The 15993-nt window shown below is 62.8% G+C and carries 16 protein-coding genes; 4 read left to right on the plus strand and 12 right to left on the minus strand.

The features are described from left to right. Positions 1 to 3: 3 nt before the first annotated feature. The 4 genes from E4M07_RS19030 to E4M07_RS19040 are packed head-to-tail and all read right to left on the minus strand — an operon-like array spanning position 4 to position 3282. Positions 4 to 1023 (minus strand): nucleotidyltransferase family protein, encoded by a 1020-nt coding sequence (locus E4M07_RS19030; protein WP_169054287.1) that lies wholly within the window; start codon positions 1021 to 1023, stop codon positions 4 to 6. Further along, positions 1020 to 1259 (minus strand): acyl carrier protein, encoded by a 240-nt coding sequence (locus E4M07_RS29145; RefSeq protein ID WP_169054288.1) that lies wholly within the window; start codon positions 1257 to 1259, stop codon positions 1020 to 1022. The genes E4M07_RS19030 and E4M07_RS29145 overlap by 4 nt, the downstream gene beginning before the upstream one ends. Beyond that, positions 1256 to 1843, minus strand: coding sequence for a GNAT family protein (locus E4M07_RS19035; RefSeq protein WP_136659958.1), 588 nt, complete (start codon positions 1841 to 1843; stop codon positions 1256 to 1258). Before E4M07_RS19035 ends, E4M07_RS29145 begins: the two co-directional genes overlap by 4 nt. Next, complete coding sequence (locus tag E4M07_RS19040; protein ID WP_136659959.1) at positions 1840 to 3282, minus strand: class I adenylate-forming enzyme family protein; 1443 nt, start codon at positions 3280 to 3282, stop codon at positions 1840 to 1842. Before E4M07_RS19040 ends, E4M07_RS19035 begins: the two co-directional genes overlap by 4 nt. Positions 3283 to 3636: 354 nt before the next feature. On the opposite strand from E4M07_RS19040, the gene E4M07_RS19045 reads away from it, so the two are divergent. The 4 genes from E4M07_RS19045 (at position 3637) to E4M07_RS19060 (ending at position 8865) form a co-directional block, all read left to right on the plus strand. Continuing rightward, positions 3637 to 4542 carry a MurR/RpiR family transcriptional regulator gene (locus E4M07_RS19045; protein ID WP_136659960.1) on the plus strand — a complete coding sequence of 302 codons (906 nt, stop codon included), beginning with the start codon at positions 3637 to 3639 and terminating at the stop codon, positions 4540 to 4542. Between the two features lie 5 nt (positions 4543 to 4547). Beyond that, complete coding sequence (locus E4M07_RS19050; protein WP_136659961.1) at positions 4548 to 5519, plus strand: TAXI family TRAP transporter solute-binding subunit; 972 nt, start codon at positions 4548 to 4550, stop codon at positions 5517 to 5519. 79 nt (positions 5520 to 5598) lie between these two features. Further along, positions 5599 to 8421, plus strand: coding sequence for a TRAP transporter permease (locus tag E4M07_RS19055; protein WP_136659962.1), 2823 nt, complete (start codon positions 5599 to 5601; stop codon positions 8419 to 8421). A 3-nt stretch (positions 8422 to 8424) separates the two neighbouring features. Then, the gene (locus E4M07_RS19060) at positions 8425 to 8865 is read left to right on the plus strand and encodes a universal stress protein (protein ID WP_246660508.1); all 441 of its coding nucleotides are present in this window, start codon (positions 8425 to 8427) and stop codon (positions 8863 to 8865) included. An 87-nt stretch (positions 8866 to 8952) separates the two neighbouring features. Here the strand turns inward: E4M07_RS19060 and E4M07_RS19065 are convergent, their stop codons facing one another. From E4M07_RS19065 to E4M07_RS19100, 8 genes are all read right to left on the minus strand, one after another. Further along, complete coding sequence (locus E4M07_RS19065; RefSeq protein WP_136659963.1) at positions 8953 to 9450, minus strand: OsmC family protein; 498 nt, start codon at positions 9448 to 9450, stop codon at positions 8953 to 8955. Further along, a complete protein-coding gene (locus tag E4M07_RS19070) occupies positions 9447 to 10472 on the minus strand; it encodes an SMP-30/gluconolactonase/LRE family protein (protein ID WP_136659964.1) in 1026 nt (341 codons plus the stop codon). The genes E4M07_RS19065 and E4M07_RS19070 overlap by 4 nt, the downstream gene beginning before the upstream one ends. After that, positions 10472 to 11410, minus strand: a complete 939-nt coding sequence (locus tag E4M07_RS19075; RefSeq protein WP_136659965.1) for a 3-keto-5-aminohexanoate cleavage protein — start codon at positions 11408 to 11410, stop codon at positions 10472 to 10474. The genes E4M07_RS19070 and E4M07_RS19075 overlap by 1 nt, the downstream gene beginning before the upstream one ends. Before the next feature lie 9 nt (positions 11411 to 11419). Next, complete coding sequence (locus tag E4M07_RS19080; protein WP_136659966.1) at positions 11420 to 12196, minus strand: cyclase family protein; 777 nt, start codon at positions 12194 to 12196, stop codon at positions 11420 to 11422. A gap of 11 nt (positions 12197 to 12207) precedes the next feature. Then, a complete protein-coding gene (locus E4M07_RS19085) occupies positions 12208 to 13521 on the minus strand; it encodes a TRAP transporter large permease (RefSeq protein ID WP_136659967.1) in 1314 nt (437 codons plus the stop codon). Beyond that, on the minus strand, positions 13508 to 14071 hold the full coding sequence (locus E4M07_RS19090; protein ID WP_136659968.1) for a TRAP transporter small permease subunit: 564 nt from the start codon (positions 14069 to 14071) through the stop codon (positions 13508 to 13510). The genes E4M07_RS19085 and E4M07_RS19090 overlap by 14 nt, the downstream gene beginning before the upstream one ends. 64 nt (positions 14072 to 14135) lie before the next feature. Beyond that, positions 14136 to 15197 (minus strand): C4-dicarboxylate TRAP transporter substrate-binding protein, encoded by a 1062-nt coding sequence (locus E4M07_RS19095; RefSeq protein ID WP_136659969.1) that lies wholly within the window; start codon positions 15195 to 15197, stop codon positions 14136 to 14138. 64 nt (positions 15198 to 15261) lie between these two features. After that, the gene (locus E4M07_RS19100) at positions 15262 to 15939 is read right to left on the minus strand and encodes a TetR/AcrR family transcriptional regulator (RefSeq protein WP_246660509.1); all 678 of its coding nucleotides are present in this window, start codon (positions 15937 to 15939) and stop codon (positions 15262 to 15264) included. Positions 15940 to 15993 lie beyond the last annotated feature (54 nt).

Here is a 15993-nt window from a genome sequence, read left to right on the forward strand (position 1 = left end):
GCCTCAACGCCGCGGCGCGATACGCTGCACCCAGCGGAATGCGTGACGGCGCATACGCGAGCGATGACCGGCATCGTTCCAGGTGTCGATGACGGCGGCGGGCGTAACCAAACGCCGTCCGAAACGGTAATTTCGGCCGGACCCCAGGCTGTTACGCACATGTGCCGTCGCCTCGTCGCCGAACAGGGCGCAGACCAGATCGAGGCAGACAAGCACCTCAAGGCGCGCACGGAGGCCGTCGAGCGAGGCATTGAGGTGAGCGATATCCTCCTCGGTCAGCTTTCGCGCGGCCTGCATGACGTCGACAATGAGCTGCAGGCGGTGAAACTTGTGCCCCGCGGCCGCGTGAACAACCGCCGTCATGAAATAGGCCACATTGGGGAACGCGCCGTCGCCGGAGGCGGTCCGGTATTCATCGAAACCGAAGGAGACGCGCCATCTCAGACTGGCATAGTGAACGAGGTTCCCGTGCAGTTCGACCAGGATGTTGTGATTGTCCTTGCGGACCCATTTCTGCTCCATGTTGCGGGCGGACTTGTCGAACATCCTTTTGCGGTACAGCAGGAAATCGCTGTCTTCGAGGATCTGCCCGACGGCGGGCACCGAGCGCGGATGCGCCAGGATGTCGACATCGGTGAATGGCCGGTCCGATGCGCGCTCGTAAAGCGCCTTGGCGAAGACCTGCCCCTTGACGATCACCGCATCCAGCCGCGCCGCATCGATGGCCGACATGATCTGCAGCGCCAGCGCCTCAAGCACCAGGGCATGCGCGTTGGCCAGCAGCTGGCGTTCGCGAACCGCGTCGATCAGCCCGGTATAGGGTGGCTCATTCGGCAGGATGCCGGTCAGTTTCCTGAGCGCCACGGGCTCGATGCCGTGGTGCTGGATGGCGTCGAACAGGGGCTGCGCCGGCTGGGCAAGGCAGGCTTCTGCGGTCGGACCCTTCGCCTGCGGATCCGCAAGCTCGCAAAGAACCTGCCCGAAATTGCCGCCACCCGGCCTCTGACCGCCCGACTCGTTCATGGCGCCGTGTTCTGTTCGGTCAGGAACTCGGCGATGGAGCGCACCGAGACAATGTCGACGATGGCTTCCGGCGTGAGCTGTTTTCCGGCCAGTTCCTCGACGGCCAGGATAATGCCGATATGGGCGATGCTGTCCCATGCAGGCATGGACTGGATATCGGCCTCTTCGGGCAGTTGGTCCAGCGGCGTGCGTGTCGCCTCAGCCACGATCCGCCGGGCATTGTCCATAGCGCTCATGTTTCCGCTCCCAAGAGGTAGGGCGGGAAGTCCTCCTTCAGCAACTCAAACTGCAGATAGTCGACCGGAGCCTGGCTCTTGGTATTGAAATTGCAGCGATGCTGGGTGCCGCTGTGATTGAACCCCAGCTTCTTGTAGTTGAGAACCGAGGCAAAATTGCGCGCCTCGACGGAGCCCGTGAAGCGTTCCACGCCGGCATGGCGAACGAAGTGGGACATGATCGCGCTGCGCACCTCGACCGGAACGCCCTTGCCCCACCAGTCACGATCGAGAATGACGACCCCGAGCGTCGCCGAAAGATAGGGTATGAGAAAGATCTCGTGATAACCGATGCAGGCGGTGCTGCCGGACGGAACGATTTCATGCATGAAGCGCGACCGGCCGTTCGGCAGCTTGTATTTCCGGATCAGCCGCCACCAGCCGGATTTTCTTTCGCTGTGCGAAAGCTGCAGCAGGATCTCGGGATCATCATTCATCCGCCTGTAGAGGTTCAGGGCACGCCACCTGGTCGCCGGCCGCAGCAGAAAGCGTTCGGTCACGATGGTTTCTCCCAGTGCGGCGATCTTGCGCCGATGCCACTTCATGACGATGGTTCCTGCCCTTGCGCGACAGCCCGGACCTTGCTTCGCACGATCTTGCCGCGATCGTTTCGGGGAATCTCCTCCAGTGGATAGAGAACAGCCGGAACCGCTTCGGACCGAACGCGCTCGCGGCACCACTGGCGTATCTCCTCCAGGTCCGCAGCCGCGTTTGTCGTCAACACGATCGCCGCAGCCACGACCTCGCCGCTGGCTGGATCGTCGATGCCGAAGGCGCAGGCCTCGTCGATCGCCGGATGGCGCTCGAGCAGCATGTCGATTTCTTCCGCCTGGATCTTGATGCCGGCACGGTTGATTTCGGACTTTATCCTGCCGACGAGCGTCAGCTCCCCGGATTCTTCGAGGACGCCGATATCGCCGGTGCGAAACCAGTCGCCGACAAATGCCTCGGCGGTCTTGTCCGGCGCGTTCAGATAGATCTGCATCGTGCTGGGCGATTGTACAAGCACTTCGCCCTTTCCCGCACCGCCGACACGTCCGTCCTCGCCGAGAACGGCGTAGCGGCCGCCCCAGATATTTCCGACATAGCCGTCCCGTCCGCCGGCCGCGGCGAGCGTGCCGCCGCCCATCCAGTTGGCGGTTTCGGTCATGCCGTACATGTTGAAGACATTGTCCGTTCCAACCCACTCTGCAACGGCCTGCCAGTGTTCGACCGACAAAGGCGCCGAGCCGATATGGACCCGCTCCGGCGCGGATACGGGCCGCGACGACATGCGCATGGCCAGTTTCCAGAAAGACGGGACCGAACTCATGAAGGTGATCCGGTGCGTGTCGATCCATTGGCCGAGAGCAGCCACTTCCGTGATGCCGGGACCGCACCACAGGCACAGGGTTCCGCCGGCGGCCAGCGGGGTCAGGCAGTTGCCGATGAGACCGTGACCGAAATGCATCGGCAGCACGCACAGGCTGTGCGCCAGCGGTCCCATGCCCATGTGGGCAATGTTGAGGGCGACGCGCGCATGAAGGCTGCGCAATGAGTGGACGATGCCCTTGGGCACGCCGGTCGTACCCGACGTCATCAATATCAGCGCCGGCCGATCGGGCCCGAGCGCGCGGTACCGCGCTTCCTGCGAGGGCGAAGGATTTGCAAAACCGCAGCGGATGTCGCCGAACCAGGCCACCGCTCCGGTGTAGGTCAGGACGTTCTGCTGCTCCTCGGCGCTCAATCCGGGATTGACAACGATGGCGCAGCGGCCGGCGGCCCATGCCGCGAATATCATCGTCAGCATTTCGACGGAATCGGCTTCAGCGACCACCACCGGACCGTCCCGCCCATCGGTCTGCGCCGCTATGCGCGCGGCAGCGCCGGTAATCATTTCTCTCAGCGCTTCGCGTTCGACGGATCGCTCGCCGCGAATGTCGACAACCCGGGCGGACTGCGGAAAGGCGTCGAACAAGGGCACTGCAACGACACTGTCGGTCATGACCGCCCCTTTCGACCGGCGGATCCGGCAAAGGCCATCAATTCAATACCATTCATCCGCAGAACTTTCCCAACATCGAATGCCCCCAAACCTTTAGGGTCCAATCGTGGGCGCTTCAAGCCGAAACGACAATCGGCGTGTGCTGCCGGTCACAACGGGGGCCCGTACGCGTGAACCCGCGTACAATCACCGATAGGGCCGGGTGTCATATTTCAGCCATCTGTTGCGCGGAGTGTATTGCCCGGGAATCAGTGCCTGCCGTAAATTTGATGATACAAATGTTTCACTAATTGACAAAGTAGGATTTGTTTGAAACAGTCTGTTTCAGAACCGGACAACCGGCGGAGGAACGGGTTGGAGAGCCGCATTTCGATCAACGACTTGATCGCGCTTCATTATGACGGCCTCAGCCCGCAGCTGAAGATAGCCGCAGACTATGTGGTCGACCACCATGACGACGTTGCCAGCCGCTCGCTGCGGGCAACGGCCAGCAGCAGCAAACTCAATCCGCCGACATTCTCGCGACTCGCCCGGGCACTGGGCCTCGGCTCCTACGAGGAGATGCGCGAGCTTTGCCGCAACGAAATCAAGCACCGCAGCATCAGCTTTGCCGACAAGGCGACGCTTCTGCAACTGGAAGACGCCACCGACGGCGGCGAGGAGAAGGCGCCGTTCGCGCTGCGCCAGGCGGCCTCGGCCATGCGCAACATAGACCAGTTTGTCAATGAGCTCGACGTGACCCGGCTGCGGACCGTCGCCGATAGGCTGGTTGAGTCAAAGAACGTGTTCGTCGCCGGCTCGCTCGCCTCGGTCGGATTTACACAGTATTTCGGCTACCTGGCCAATCTTGCCTTCACCAACTGGCAGGTGCTGGGACTCAACGGCGTTGCCCTGGCGACATCGCTGACCGGAATCTCCGGCAATGACGCGGTCATCATCATCATGAAGGACCCCTATGCGAAGCGATCGGTCGACGCGGCCCAGATCGCCCATGAATCGGGCGCGTTCGTCGTGGTCATTTCAGATTCCATGGCTTGTCCCGCATTCCCCTTTGCAACGCACCATTTCATTGTCCCGACGGACAGTCCGCAATTCTTCTCCTCCTACATAGCAACGCTCCTTCTGCTGGAATCGCTGATGGGAATGGTGATCCGCCGTTCCGGTCCGGAAACGAGCGAGCGCCTGAAGGAGGTGGAGACGAATAATCACCGGCTGGGAGAATACTGGCCGGTGACGCAATCAACATCTAACAGGGAGTAGTAAAGATGTTATCACGACGCAACATGCTTGCCGGCACGGCCGTGGCGCTGTCCATGGGGCTTGCCGGGACGGCCATTGCGGAAGAGACCTTCGTCACCATCGGAACCGGCGGTCAGACGGGTGTCTACTATCAGGTCGGCGGCGCCATCTGCCGTCTCGTCAACCGCGGCACCAAGGATCACGAGATCAAGTGCACCCACACCACGGGCGGATCGGTTGCCAACATCAACGGCATCCGCACCGGCGACCTCGACCTCGGTGTCGCCCAGTCGGACTGGCAGTACCATGCCTATAACGGAACCGCTCCGGACAAGTTCCCGGACGGAAAGTTCGACGGACTGCGTGCCGTGTTCTCGGTCCACCCGGAACCCTTTACCGTCGTTGCCCGTGCCGATTCCGGCATCAGCAGCATCGACGACCTGAAGGGCAAACGCGTCAATATCGGAAACCCGGGCTCCGGCCAGCGCGGCACCATGGAAGTGCTGATGGACAAGATGGGCTGGTCGATGGGTGATTTCGCGCTCGCATCGGAGCTGAAATCGGCCGAACAGGCCGCCGCCCTTTGCGACAACAAGGTCGACGCCATCGTGTTTACCGTCGGTCACCCGAACGGCTCGATCAAGGAGGCGACGACCTCGTGCGAATCGAAGCTGATCAATGTCGACAACGATGCCGCCAAGGCACTCGCCAGCGACAACGACTTCTACGCGATGGCGACGATTCCGGGCGGCATGTATACCGGCACAGACAGCGATGTCACGACGTTCGGTGTCGGAGCGACGTTCGTTTCGTCAACCAACACACCGGATGAGGTTGTCTACGAGATCACCAAGGCCGTCTTTGAGAATTTCGACCGGTTCAAGAAAATGCATCCGGCGTTTGCAAATCTCAAAGAAGAGGACATGATCAAGAACAACCTGTCCGCGCCGCTGCATGACGGCGCCGCCAAATACTACAAGGAGCGCGGCTGGATGTAGTCTAGCACGCAAGCCGGGGGCGGAAGGCAATCCGCCCCCGATTGCCTTTTGAAGCTCAAAAGGGATAGCGGGGGAGATCATGGCGCAGGAAGACACCGGGAAACTAAGCAGCGAGGAACTCGAAGACCTCGTCGCGTCAACGGACACAGGCGGACGAAAGCCCACCAATCATTCGGTTGCCCTGCTGATAGCAGGTACGGCACTCGCCTGGTCGCTCTTCCAGGTCTGGATCGCCTCGCCACTTCCCTACACGACCGGTTTCGGTGTCTTTTCCAGCGGCGAGGCGCGGCCCATCCACCTCGCCTTCGCGCTTTTCCTGGCCTATCTCGCCTATCCGGCCTTCCGATCCTCGCCGCGCCGGGTCATCCCGACGGCCGACTGGGTGCTGGCCATCGCGGCGGCCTGCTGTTCGCTGTATCTCTTTTTCTTCGACACGGAAATCATCAAGAGCATCATGGGAACGAGGCTGTCGGACCGGCCCAACAACCCGAACCAGCTCGATGTGATCGTGTCGGTGCTCGGCATCATCCTCTTGCTTGAAGCCACCCGCCGCGCGCTCGGACCGCCGCTGATGATCGTCGCAATGGTCTTCCTCGGCTACACGTTCCTCGGGCCCTACGCGCCGGGATTCCTCGCCTGGAAGGGTGCCAGCTTCAATGCCGTCGCCTACCATCAGTGGCTCTCGACGGAAGGCGTGTTCGGCATCGCGCTCGGCGTTTCAACCGATCTCGTCTTCCTGTTCGTGCTGTTCGGCGCGCTGCTCGACAAGGCAGGCGCGGGCAACTACTTCATCAAGGTCGCCTTCTCGCTGATGGGCCATCTGAGCGGCGGCCCCGCCAAAGCGGCCGTTGTCGCCTCCGGCATGACCGGCCTGATCTCCGGCTCGTCCATCGCCAACGTGGTGACGACCGGTACCTTCACCATTCCGATGATGCGCCGCGTCGGCTTTTCCGCCGAAAAGGCGGGCGCCGTGGAAGTCGCGTCGTCAGTCAACGGCCAGATTATGCCGCCGGTGATGGGCGCCGCGGCGTTCCTGATGGTCGAATATATCGGCATTTCCTATTTCGAGGTCGTCAAGCACGCCTTCGTTCCGGCCATCATCTCCTACATCGCGCTCGTCTATATCGTGCACCTGGAAGCCAAGAAGCTCGGCATGGCCGGCCTTGACCGGGCAACGGAACCCAAGCCGCTGAAATGGGGACTGATCTCGTTCGGCATCACCATGGCGATCATCCTCGCCGCGGCCAGCGCGATCTACTACCTGTTCCTCGCCTTCGAGGCGCTGCAGGAGGCCGACAGCCGCGTGCTGGCCGTTGCGGTCGTCCTTGGCATCATCTTCACCATCTTCGCGGTGCTCGGCGCACGCCTGAGTGAAGAGCGCAAGATCCAGGTCATCTCGACGGGCGCCCAGGTGCTTGGTTTCACAGTTATCGGCGCTTTCGGAGTCTTCTACCTGATCCAGACCATCGGTTCGCTCGCCGGCGCCGCGACACCGTGGATCATCGCCGCGCTGCTGGCCGTCACCTATGTCGGGCTGGTGCGCTTCTGCTCGGCCTATCCCGAACTTGAGCTGGACGACCCGAACGAGCCCGTCGTTCGTCTGCCGGAACCGGGACCGACGGTCAAATCGGGCCTGCATTTCCTGCTGCCCGTCCTGGTGCTGATCTGGTGCCTGATGGTCGAGCGCCTGTCGCCGTCCCTTTCGGCGTTCTGGGCGACCGCCTTCATGATCTTCATCCTGCTGACGCAAAGGCCGCTCTTTGCGATGTTCCGCGGGGACAACCGCGACGGCGCCTTCGCCCGCGGTTTCAACGAGCTGATCGACGGCATGATCGCCGGTGCCCGCAACATGATCGGCATCGGCATCGCCACGGCCGCCGCCGGCATCATCGTCGGAGCCGTATCGCAGACCGGCGACGGCGCGGTGCTTGCGGCACTCGTCGAATTCCTGTCCCAGGGCCAGATCATGCTGATCCTGATCTTCACCGCGATCCTGAGCCTGATCCTCGGCATGGGCCTGCCGACGACCGCCAACTATATCGTCGTTTCGTCGCTGCTGGCGCCGGTGATCGTGGCGCTCGGACAGGAGAACGGGCTGATCGTGCCGTTGATCGCGGTTCACCTCTTCGTCTTCTATTTCGGCATCATGGCGGATGTGACGCCACCGGTGGGCCTCGCGTCCTTCGCGGCCGCGGCGGTGTCGGGGGGCGATCCGATCCGGACCGGGTTCGTGGCGTTCTTCTATTCGCTGCGAACGGCGCTGCTGCCGTTCCTGTTCATCTTCAACACCGACCTGCTGTTGATCGATGTCTCGTGGGCCCAGGGCATATTCGTCTTCATCATCGCGACGGCGGCGATGCTCATCTTCACGGCCGGTTCGCAGGGATTCTTCATCGCACGCTCGCTCGTGTGGGAATCGCTGGCGCTGTTGCTGATCGCCTTCACGCTGTTCCGGCCGGGTTTCTGGATGGACTATGTGGTCCCGCCCTATTCGAATGTCAGTCCGACGGAGATCGTCCAGGCCATGGGCGAAGCGGAGCCCGGAACACAGATGCGGGCCATCGTTGACGGTCTTGACGATGTGGGCGACCCGATCACCCTGACCATGGTGATCGATGTCGGGGACGAGGCGACCGGAGAGGAGCGGCTTGAAGGCTTCGGCCTTGAAGTCTTCGAAGACGACGGCAAGGTCCTCGTCGACAACGCCGTCTTCGATTCCAAGGCACAGGCCGCCGGGTTCGATTTCGACCAGGTTATCAGCCAGTTGCTGGTGCCGGCGCCGCAGCCGAGCAAGTACCTCTTCTATATTCCCGCGCTCGCACTTCTGGCGCTGATCTTCATGCTGCAGCGCCGCCGAAGCGACGACACGCCGGAATCCGCAACCGTCGAACAGGGAGCGTAGACCATGGCGGCAACGAATATCTTCAAGAAGGTGCTCGCCACGATCGATCTCGGCGACGAGGAATCTTCCGTCAAGGTCATCCAGGCGGCCCAGGAAGTGATGGTGGCCGAGGATACGCTGCACGTGGTGTGCGTTGTGCCGGATTACGGCCGCAGCATTGTCGGCACGTTCTTTCCCGCCGACCATGAGAAGGAGATGATCGAGCACGCGACGCAGGCGCTGCACGCCTTTACCGCGAAGCACGTCCCGAAGGGCACGCGCATACAGCACATCATCGCCCATGGCAGCATCTACGAGGAGATAATCGCGGCAGCGGATCAGTGCGAGGCGGACCTGATCGTTGTCGGCTCACACCGTCCCGCCCTGAAGGACTATCTTTTGGGACCGAATGCGTCTCGTGTCGTGCGGCATGCGCGCCAGTCCGTTCTGGTCGTGCGGCATTAGCAGCCGCCAGACAACTATGCCCTATGGCACCCGACGTAGTGCCCGCCGCTCACCGCCCTGAGCGGCGGGTGCGTTTTGAAGCTCCAGTCAGACCTGGCGCCAGCCGTCGGCGGTCTTCATGCGGTGGTTGATGGTGTTGGCGACGCCGAGCGTCTGCTCGATGAAGCAGCCCTTCTTGGCTGTCTCGATCAGTTCCACCACCTTTTCTTCCGGATCCGGGCTGTCGATCAGCACGTCGATTTCGAAGCTTTTCGGCGCCGTCTCGTAGACCCGGCCGACCGCCTGCCAGTTCCACTGCACACGCGTGTGGACGTCAAGGTTGTCGACGGTCACGCCAAGCCTTTTGGCGAAGGCCCGTATCTGCGTCATGATGCAGCCGGTGATCGAGCCGACGAACAGCGCCAGCGGCGGCGGCGCCGACGCATCGCCGCCGTGAAAGGCGCCCTCGTCCGTCGCCATTTCGAATTCTTCCTTGAACGGCTTGACCATCTCGATGGCCAGTTCATTGCGCATCTTGCCGACGGCCGCGCCCCGGCAGTCGAACTGCACGACAGCCTGTTCAGGCATGCCACTCGTTTCGCTCATGGTTTTCTTCCTTCGTTCCAGTGAACCATCGGCAGACCCGCCACGGGCGAACGGAACCAAGGGATCGTCGTGCCGCGCAGGCTGCCGATATAGACGTTTTTCAGATCACGCCCGCCGAATGTGACACTGGCCATCCACGGCGCGATCTTGCCGCCGCAGGCCACCGCCAAATCCGGTGTCACCCGGTCTTCGGCGAAGGCCGCAAGCAGCGCCTTGCCGGCCTCAGAACCGTTGTCGTCATCGAGGATGATCTGCAGGTCGCCATCGGGCGTGATGGCGAAGATGCGGTCGGCCATCACATGCGTGCCCCACAGATTGCCGAAAGCGTCGAAGGCAATGCCGTCGATAAAGGCGTTGTGGTCGGAGGGACCATAGGTCTCGCGCCCGCTGAGCGTGCCGTCGCCACCGACGCGCATGCGGGTGATCCGGCGGGCGGTCGTCTCCACGATGTAGAGAAACTCCTCCTTCGCATCGAGGCGGATCTCGTTGGTGAAGGCGAAGCCGTCGGCGACGATGCGCAGGCCGTTTTCGTCGGCGAGCGCGATAAAGCCGTCGCGTATATTGGGGCTGACGGCGTCCATCCAGTTGGGGATCTGTGTCGAGACCGTCAGCCAGATGCGGTCCTTCGAATCGCGCAGCACGAAATTGACCTTGCCGATGGGTGCGCCGTCGATCGTGTCGTGAAGCACACGCGTTTCGCCGGTGCGTTTCATGACCTCGAGCCGGTCGGTGCCGAAATTGGAAATCAGGATGTCGCCGTCGCGGGCAAAGGCCAGCCCGTTGGGCAGCGTTCCTTCGGTGAAGCGCGTCGCCTCGTCCGCGGCGTCGGCGAAATCCGTCCGTTCGGACTGGGTGATGATCTTCTGGCTGCCGTCCGGCCTGATATGCACGACACCGCCGCGCGCATCGGCCGACCAGAGCGAACCGTCCGGTTCCGCCAGGATGCACTCGGGCCGCTGCAGATCCCGGCCGATGGTCTGAATTTCTGCCGGGTCGACCTCAAATCCGATTATCGGGTTCATCAGAAATTGACCCGGTCGCCGCCCTTGAGGTCGAGGATGGCGCGGGCATCGTCCGGCGCGGCGATCTCCATGCCGAGTTCCTCGATGATCGTCCGGATCTTGCGGACCTGCTCGGCATTCGACCGGGCGAGCTGGCCCCTGGCGATGAACAGCGAATCCTCCAGCCCGACGCGGACATTGCCGCCGAGCATGGCGGCCTGGGTGATGAAGGGCATCTGGAATCGCCCCGCCGCCAGCACGGACCAGACATAGTCGTCGCCGAACAGCCGGTCCGCCGTCTGTTTCATGAACATGACGTTTTCCATCTCGGCGCCGATGCCGCCGAGGATGCCGAAGATCGACTGGACCAGGAACGGCGGCTTGATGAGGCCGGCATCGACAAAATGCGCCAGGTTGTAGAGATGCCCGATATCGTAGCATTCGTGCTCGAAACGCGTGCCGCAGCCCTCGCCCAGCCGCTCGAGGATCATGCGGATGTCTTTGAATGTGTTGCGGAAAATGAAATCCTCGCTGCCAGTGAGGAAATCCCGTTCCCAGGGATATTTCCAGCTCGGATATTTGTCGGCAAGCGGGTGCAGCGAAAAATTCATCGAGCCCATGTTGAGCGAGCACATTTCGGGTTCGGCGCGCAGCGGCGCTGCAAGCCGCTCCTCCACCGTCATGCCGAGCCCGCCGCCCGTGGTGATGTTGATCACCGCGTCCGTTGCCTGCTTGATGCGCGGCAGGAACTGCATGAAGACGTCCGGATCCGGCGTCGGCCGGCCGTCCTCGGGATTGCGCGCGTGCAGGTGCAGGATCGAGGCGCCGGCCTCGGCCGCTTCGATGGACTGCTTGGCGATCTCGTCCGGCGTCACCGGCAGGTTCTCGGACATGGTCGGCGTGTGTATGCCGCCGGTCACGGCGCAGGTGATGATCACCTTGTTCATTTTCCGGGCCATGGCGTTCTCCTATTCGTCGAATATCGCGACGGCGCGGGTGAAGCCCGCCGAACCGCCCTTGATCTTGTAGGGGAAACAGGCGATCTCGTAGCCGCTCGGTGGCAGCGTCTCGAGATTGGTCAGTTTCTCGATATGGCAGTAGCCGATCTCCATGCCGGCGCGGTGTCCTTCCCAGATGATGCTCGCGTCGTGGGTGCGCTCGTATTCCTTCGCCGTGTAGACGAAGGGCGCGTCCCAGCTCCAGGCGTCTGTGCCGGTGACGCGAACGCCGCGCTCGAGCAGGTAGAGCGTCGCCTCACGGCCCACACCGCAGCCTTTGGCGACATAGTCCGGCTGGCCGTAGCGGGCGCCGGCCGCCGTGTTGACGACGACGATGTCGAGCGGCTGGAGATCGTGGCCGATGCGCTTCAGCTCTGCCTCGACATCGGCCGCCGTCGCGACGTAACCGTCGTCGAAATGGCGGAAATCGAGCTTGACGCCGGGCTGGAAGCACCATTCCAGCGGCACCTCGTCGATGGTGATCGCGCGCTCGCCGTTGTTCATGGTCGAATGATAGTGATAGGGCGCATCGAGATGGGTGCCGTTGTGCGTGGTGATCCTGAGCTGCTCGAGCGCCCAGCCCTCGCCGCCAGGCAGGTCCTCCTTCTTCAGACCCGGAAAGAACCCCATGACCTGTTCGGCGGACATGTGGTGGTCGACATAGTCGATCTCCGGCAGCATGACGGGCGGATCGGAGGCGATGTCCGCTTCCAGGGGCACCGAAAGGTCGACAATTCTGCGCGGCATATTCTTCTCCGTCAGTAACCGAGCGGCAGCGTCGCCAGCGGCGGAAACAACAGCACCAGCGACAGGACAAGCAGCATCATGAGGGCGAATGGCGCGGCGCCGGCGAAGATATCGCCGAGCGAGATCGTGTCGTCACTGAGCGCCGACTTGATGACGAAGACCGAGATGCCGAAGGGCGGGGTCAAAAGCCCGATCTCCACAGCCAGCACGGTGACGATGCCGAACCAGATAAGGTCGATGTTCATCGGCTGGATCACCGGCAGCATCAACGGCACCAGGATCAGCATGATGGACGAGGAGTCGAGGATCGTGCCCATGACGATGACCAGCGCCACATAGGCAAGCACCACGCCCCAGAATCCGATATCGGCGGTCGCGACGAACGTGCCGAACTCGGCCGGCGCGCCGGAGAGCGCCAGCATGCGCGAATACATCTGCGCCGCGATGATGAGGAAGCACACCGAGGCGGTGACAAGGCCGGTGTCGGTGAGCACGCTCCAGAAGTCCTTCCAGGTGAGCGAGCGGCGAAGAAGGCCGATGAGGATGGCGCCGAGACAGCCGACGGCGCCGGCCTCGATGGGCGTGAACCAGCCGGCGTAAATGCCGCCCAGAACCAGGAAGATCAGAGCGGCAATGGGGAAGCCTTTCCTGAAGAGTTCCCCGCTGTCGAGCAGCGGCTCATCGCTGTCGGACAGGTTCTCGCCGATGAAGCCGGGCCAGAAGCGGGCCATGGCAAAGACGCCGATGCCGAAGATCAGCGCCAGCAGGAGGCCGGGGATTACGCCGGCGATAAAGAGGTCGCCCACCGATTGCTCGGTCAGAAGCCCGTAAAGGATCAAGAGCAGGCTTGGCGGTATCAGCATGCCGAGCACGGATGAACCGGCAACGACGCCGACGGAGAACCGCTTGGTGTAGCCGTGGCGGACCATTTCCGGAACGGCAATGCGCGTGAAGACCGCCGCCGAAGCGATGGAGATGCCGGTAATCGCCGCGAAGATCGCGTTGGCGCCGACCGTGCCGATACCGAGCCCGCCGCGGAAGCGCCGGAAGATCTGGTTGGCGACGTCGAAGGCGTCGCGCCCCATGCCGGTGACGGAAACGATGTATCCCATCAGCACGAAAAGCGGCACGACGCCGAAGAAATAGCTGGATATCGTTTCCGACGCGGCGAGCGCCAGCAGCTTGCCGGCCAGGATGGGCGATCCCTTCATCACCCAGACGGCGCAATAGGAAACGACCATCAGTGCCAGCGGTACATACATGCCGACATAGACGAGCACCACCATGACCGCGAGGGCGGCGAGTCCGATCTCAAACGGCGTCATGGCCACCTGCCGAGTCCGGGAGAACGACCTTGCGGCCGCTGACCATCTCGATGGCGCTGCGGATGGCCGACATTGCGAGCTGCAGGATCAGCGCGGCGCAGCCGATGAGGATCACCAGCTTGACGGGCCAGATCGGGGCAATGAAGTCGCCGACGGTGCCGACAAAGGTGTTGCGGTCCCAGGCCTTGATGAACAGCGGATAGCTCGCGTTCAGCAAGGCCCCGATGATGAAGAACCCGGCGGCGCTGTAGACGAGCTCGAGCCCGGCCCGGATCCGGGGCGCGCGTTTCTCGAGCACATTGATGAGCGCGTCGGTGCGGGTGAAGCGGCCCATGCGGAACGCCTGGCCAACCTGCAGGAAGACGATGGCGACGATCGACATGGAAACGAGCTCCGGAACGCCCGACACGGGCGACAAGAACACGCCGCGGCCGATGACGTCGCTGTTGATGAGGACCATCAGGGCGAGGATCAGAAGCGTGCCGAGCACGTTCAATGCCATGGTCAGCCGGTCGATGACGGCCTGCACCTGTTGAAGAAATCTGGGCATGACGAAACCGCTGTTTCGCGGCGGCACCGGCTTTGATGCGCGGCGCCGCCACGGATTTCAGGACCTATTCCTTGTCCCAGTCGCGCACCGGCGTCGCGCCGTCCTGGCGCATGGCGTCCATGTAGGCCGACAGCACGCTGGAGCCGGGCTTGCCCTCGCCGTCGAGCTGGGCGGCCCATGCCTTGGCGACGTTCTCCATTCCGGCAGCCCATTTCATGCGGAATTCGGGAGAGACCTCGGTGATGGTGGCGCCGTTGGCGCGCATGGCTTCGAGCGACGCGGAGATCGCCTGGTCGAGATCCTTGTGGTAGGCCTCGCGCTGGGCGACGCCGCCACGCCGCAGTGCATTCTGCAGCGCCTCGGGCTGGGCATCGAACCATTCCTTGTTGGCGGCGATCCCGCCGGCATACTGGGCACCGAATCCGACCTTGGTCACATAGGGCGCGACCTCGTAGAGCTTGCCGGGAACGGCAGCCGTCGCAAAGACGATGACCCCATCGTAAACGCCGGTCTTGATCTCGTTGTAGTAGGTGGTCAGGTTGCCGGAAACGCCGATAGCGCCGGTGCCCTTCAGCCAGTTGACCGCCGGCCCCGGCGCACCGATCTTCTTGCCCTTCAGATCGTCGAGCGAATTGACCGGAAACGTGGTCATCAGCAGATAGTCGTCGATGCCGATGGCGGCGCCCAGATATTCGAGATTGTTGTCCTCCCAGGACCTGCGCAGTTCGGCATTCTCCTCGTGCAGCTTGTCCATCAGCTCGGAGATGGCCGTGGCATTGCTCGACACGAAGGGGGTGAAATAGGTGACGTTCTGCGGCGACAGCTTCGCCGCCTCGAACAGGCTGGAGACGAGGCCGACCTCGGCGAGCCCCTCCTCGACCGCCTCGAGCACGCCGCCGACCTTGGCGAGCGAGCCGCCATACTGCTCGCTCCAGTTCACGGTGATGCCGCTGCCTTCAAGTGCCTTGTTGACGGCCGGAATGAAGGTCTGGCTGGTGTGCTTGACCCAGCGGAAGACCGGCGGATGTCCGGCGGCGATCGTGACGTCAACGGTTTCGGCGCGCGCCGCGAGCGATGCGCCCGCCAGCACGGCCGTGGCAAGCAATGCAGACATTAGTCGTTTCATGGTTTCCTCCCGGTTTACACCATTTCGCTGTTTTCGCGGCCGCACATTCATGCGGCCTTGATGGTCAATCCTTCCTTGTCCCGGCGGCTCCGTTCGCCAGCGACCGGATACCGGCGCAGGCAAAGGCGACAACGGTCGATACCGTCTCCTCGGTGTTCGAATCGTCGCACAATCCGTCCGAAAGACGGGCGGCGCGGCCGGTTTTCGCCATCACCGACAGGGCGACGCTGATGGCGAAGAGATAGCCGCGAACGGCGTCGGCCCTGCCGAGCTGCGGCAGGACCTTCATGATCGCGTCGATCGACCTTCGGGCGATCGGATCGTAATTCTGCTCGGCGACCCGCTGCGAGCGCTCATCGGCCGAGTTGTTGAAATAGACGATCAGGCGCGCATAGGCGTCGCCGCCGCGCTCGACGTCGTGGCCGAGCTCGATCGTCGGCCGCAGCAGCGCCTCGACCAGCTCTTCGAGGGTCGGCACGGCATTGTCGAACAGCGCATCGAGCGCTTTGTTGCGGCGGTCGTTGATCTCGCCGGCACGCCTTTCGACGACGGCGGAAAAGAGCAAATCCTTGTTCTGGTAGTAATAGTGGATCATCGCCTGATTGACGCCGGCATCGCGGGCGATTGCGCGGATTGACGCGCCGCCAAAGCCGAAATCGGCGAAGGCGCGCTCGGCCGCATCCAGGATCGCCTTGCGGCTGTCCTTCTGGCGTCCCGGCTGCATTGCGTGCGCCTGCGGCAACCTGTTTCCTCCCAGTCGTCGCGCGCCGGTCTGATATCCCACGATCTTCCGCAA

The sequence above is a fragment of the Nitratireductor sp. XY-223 genome, from assembly GCF_004959855.1.
Classification (GTDB): domain Bacteria; phylum Pseudomonadota; class Alphaproteobacteria; order Rhizobiales; family Rhizobiaceae; genus Hoeflea_A.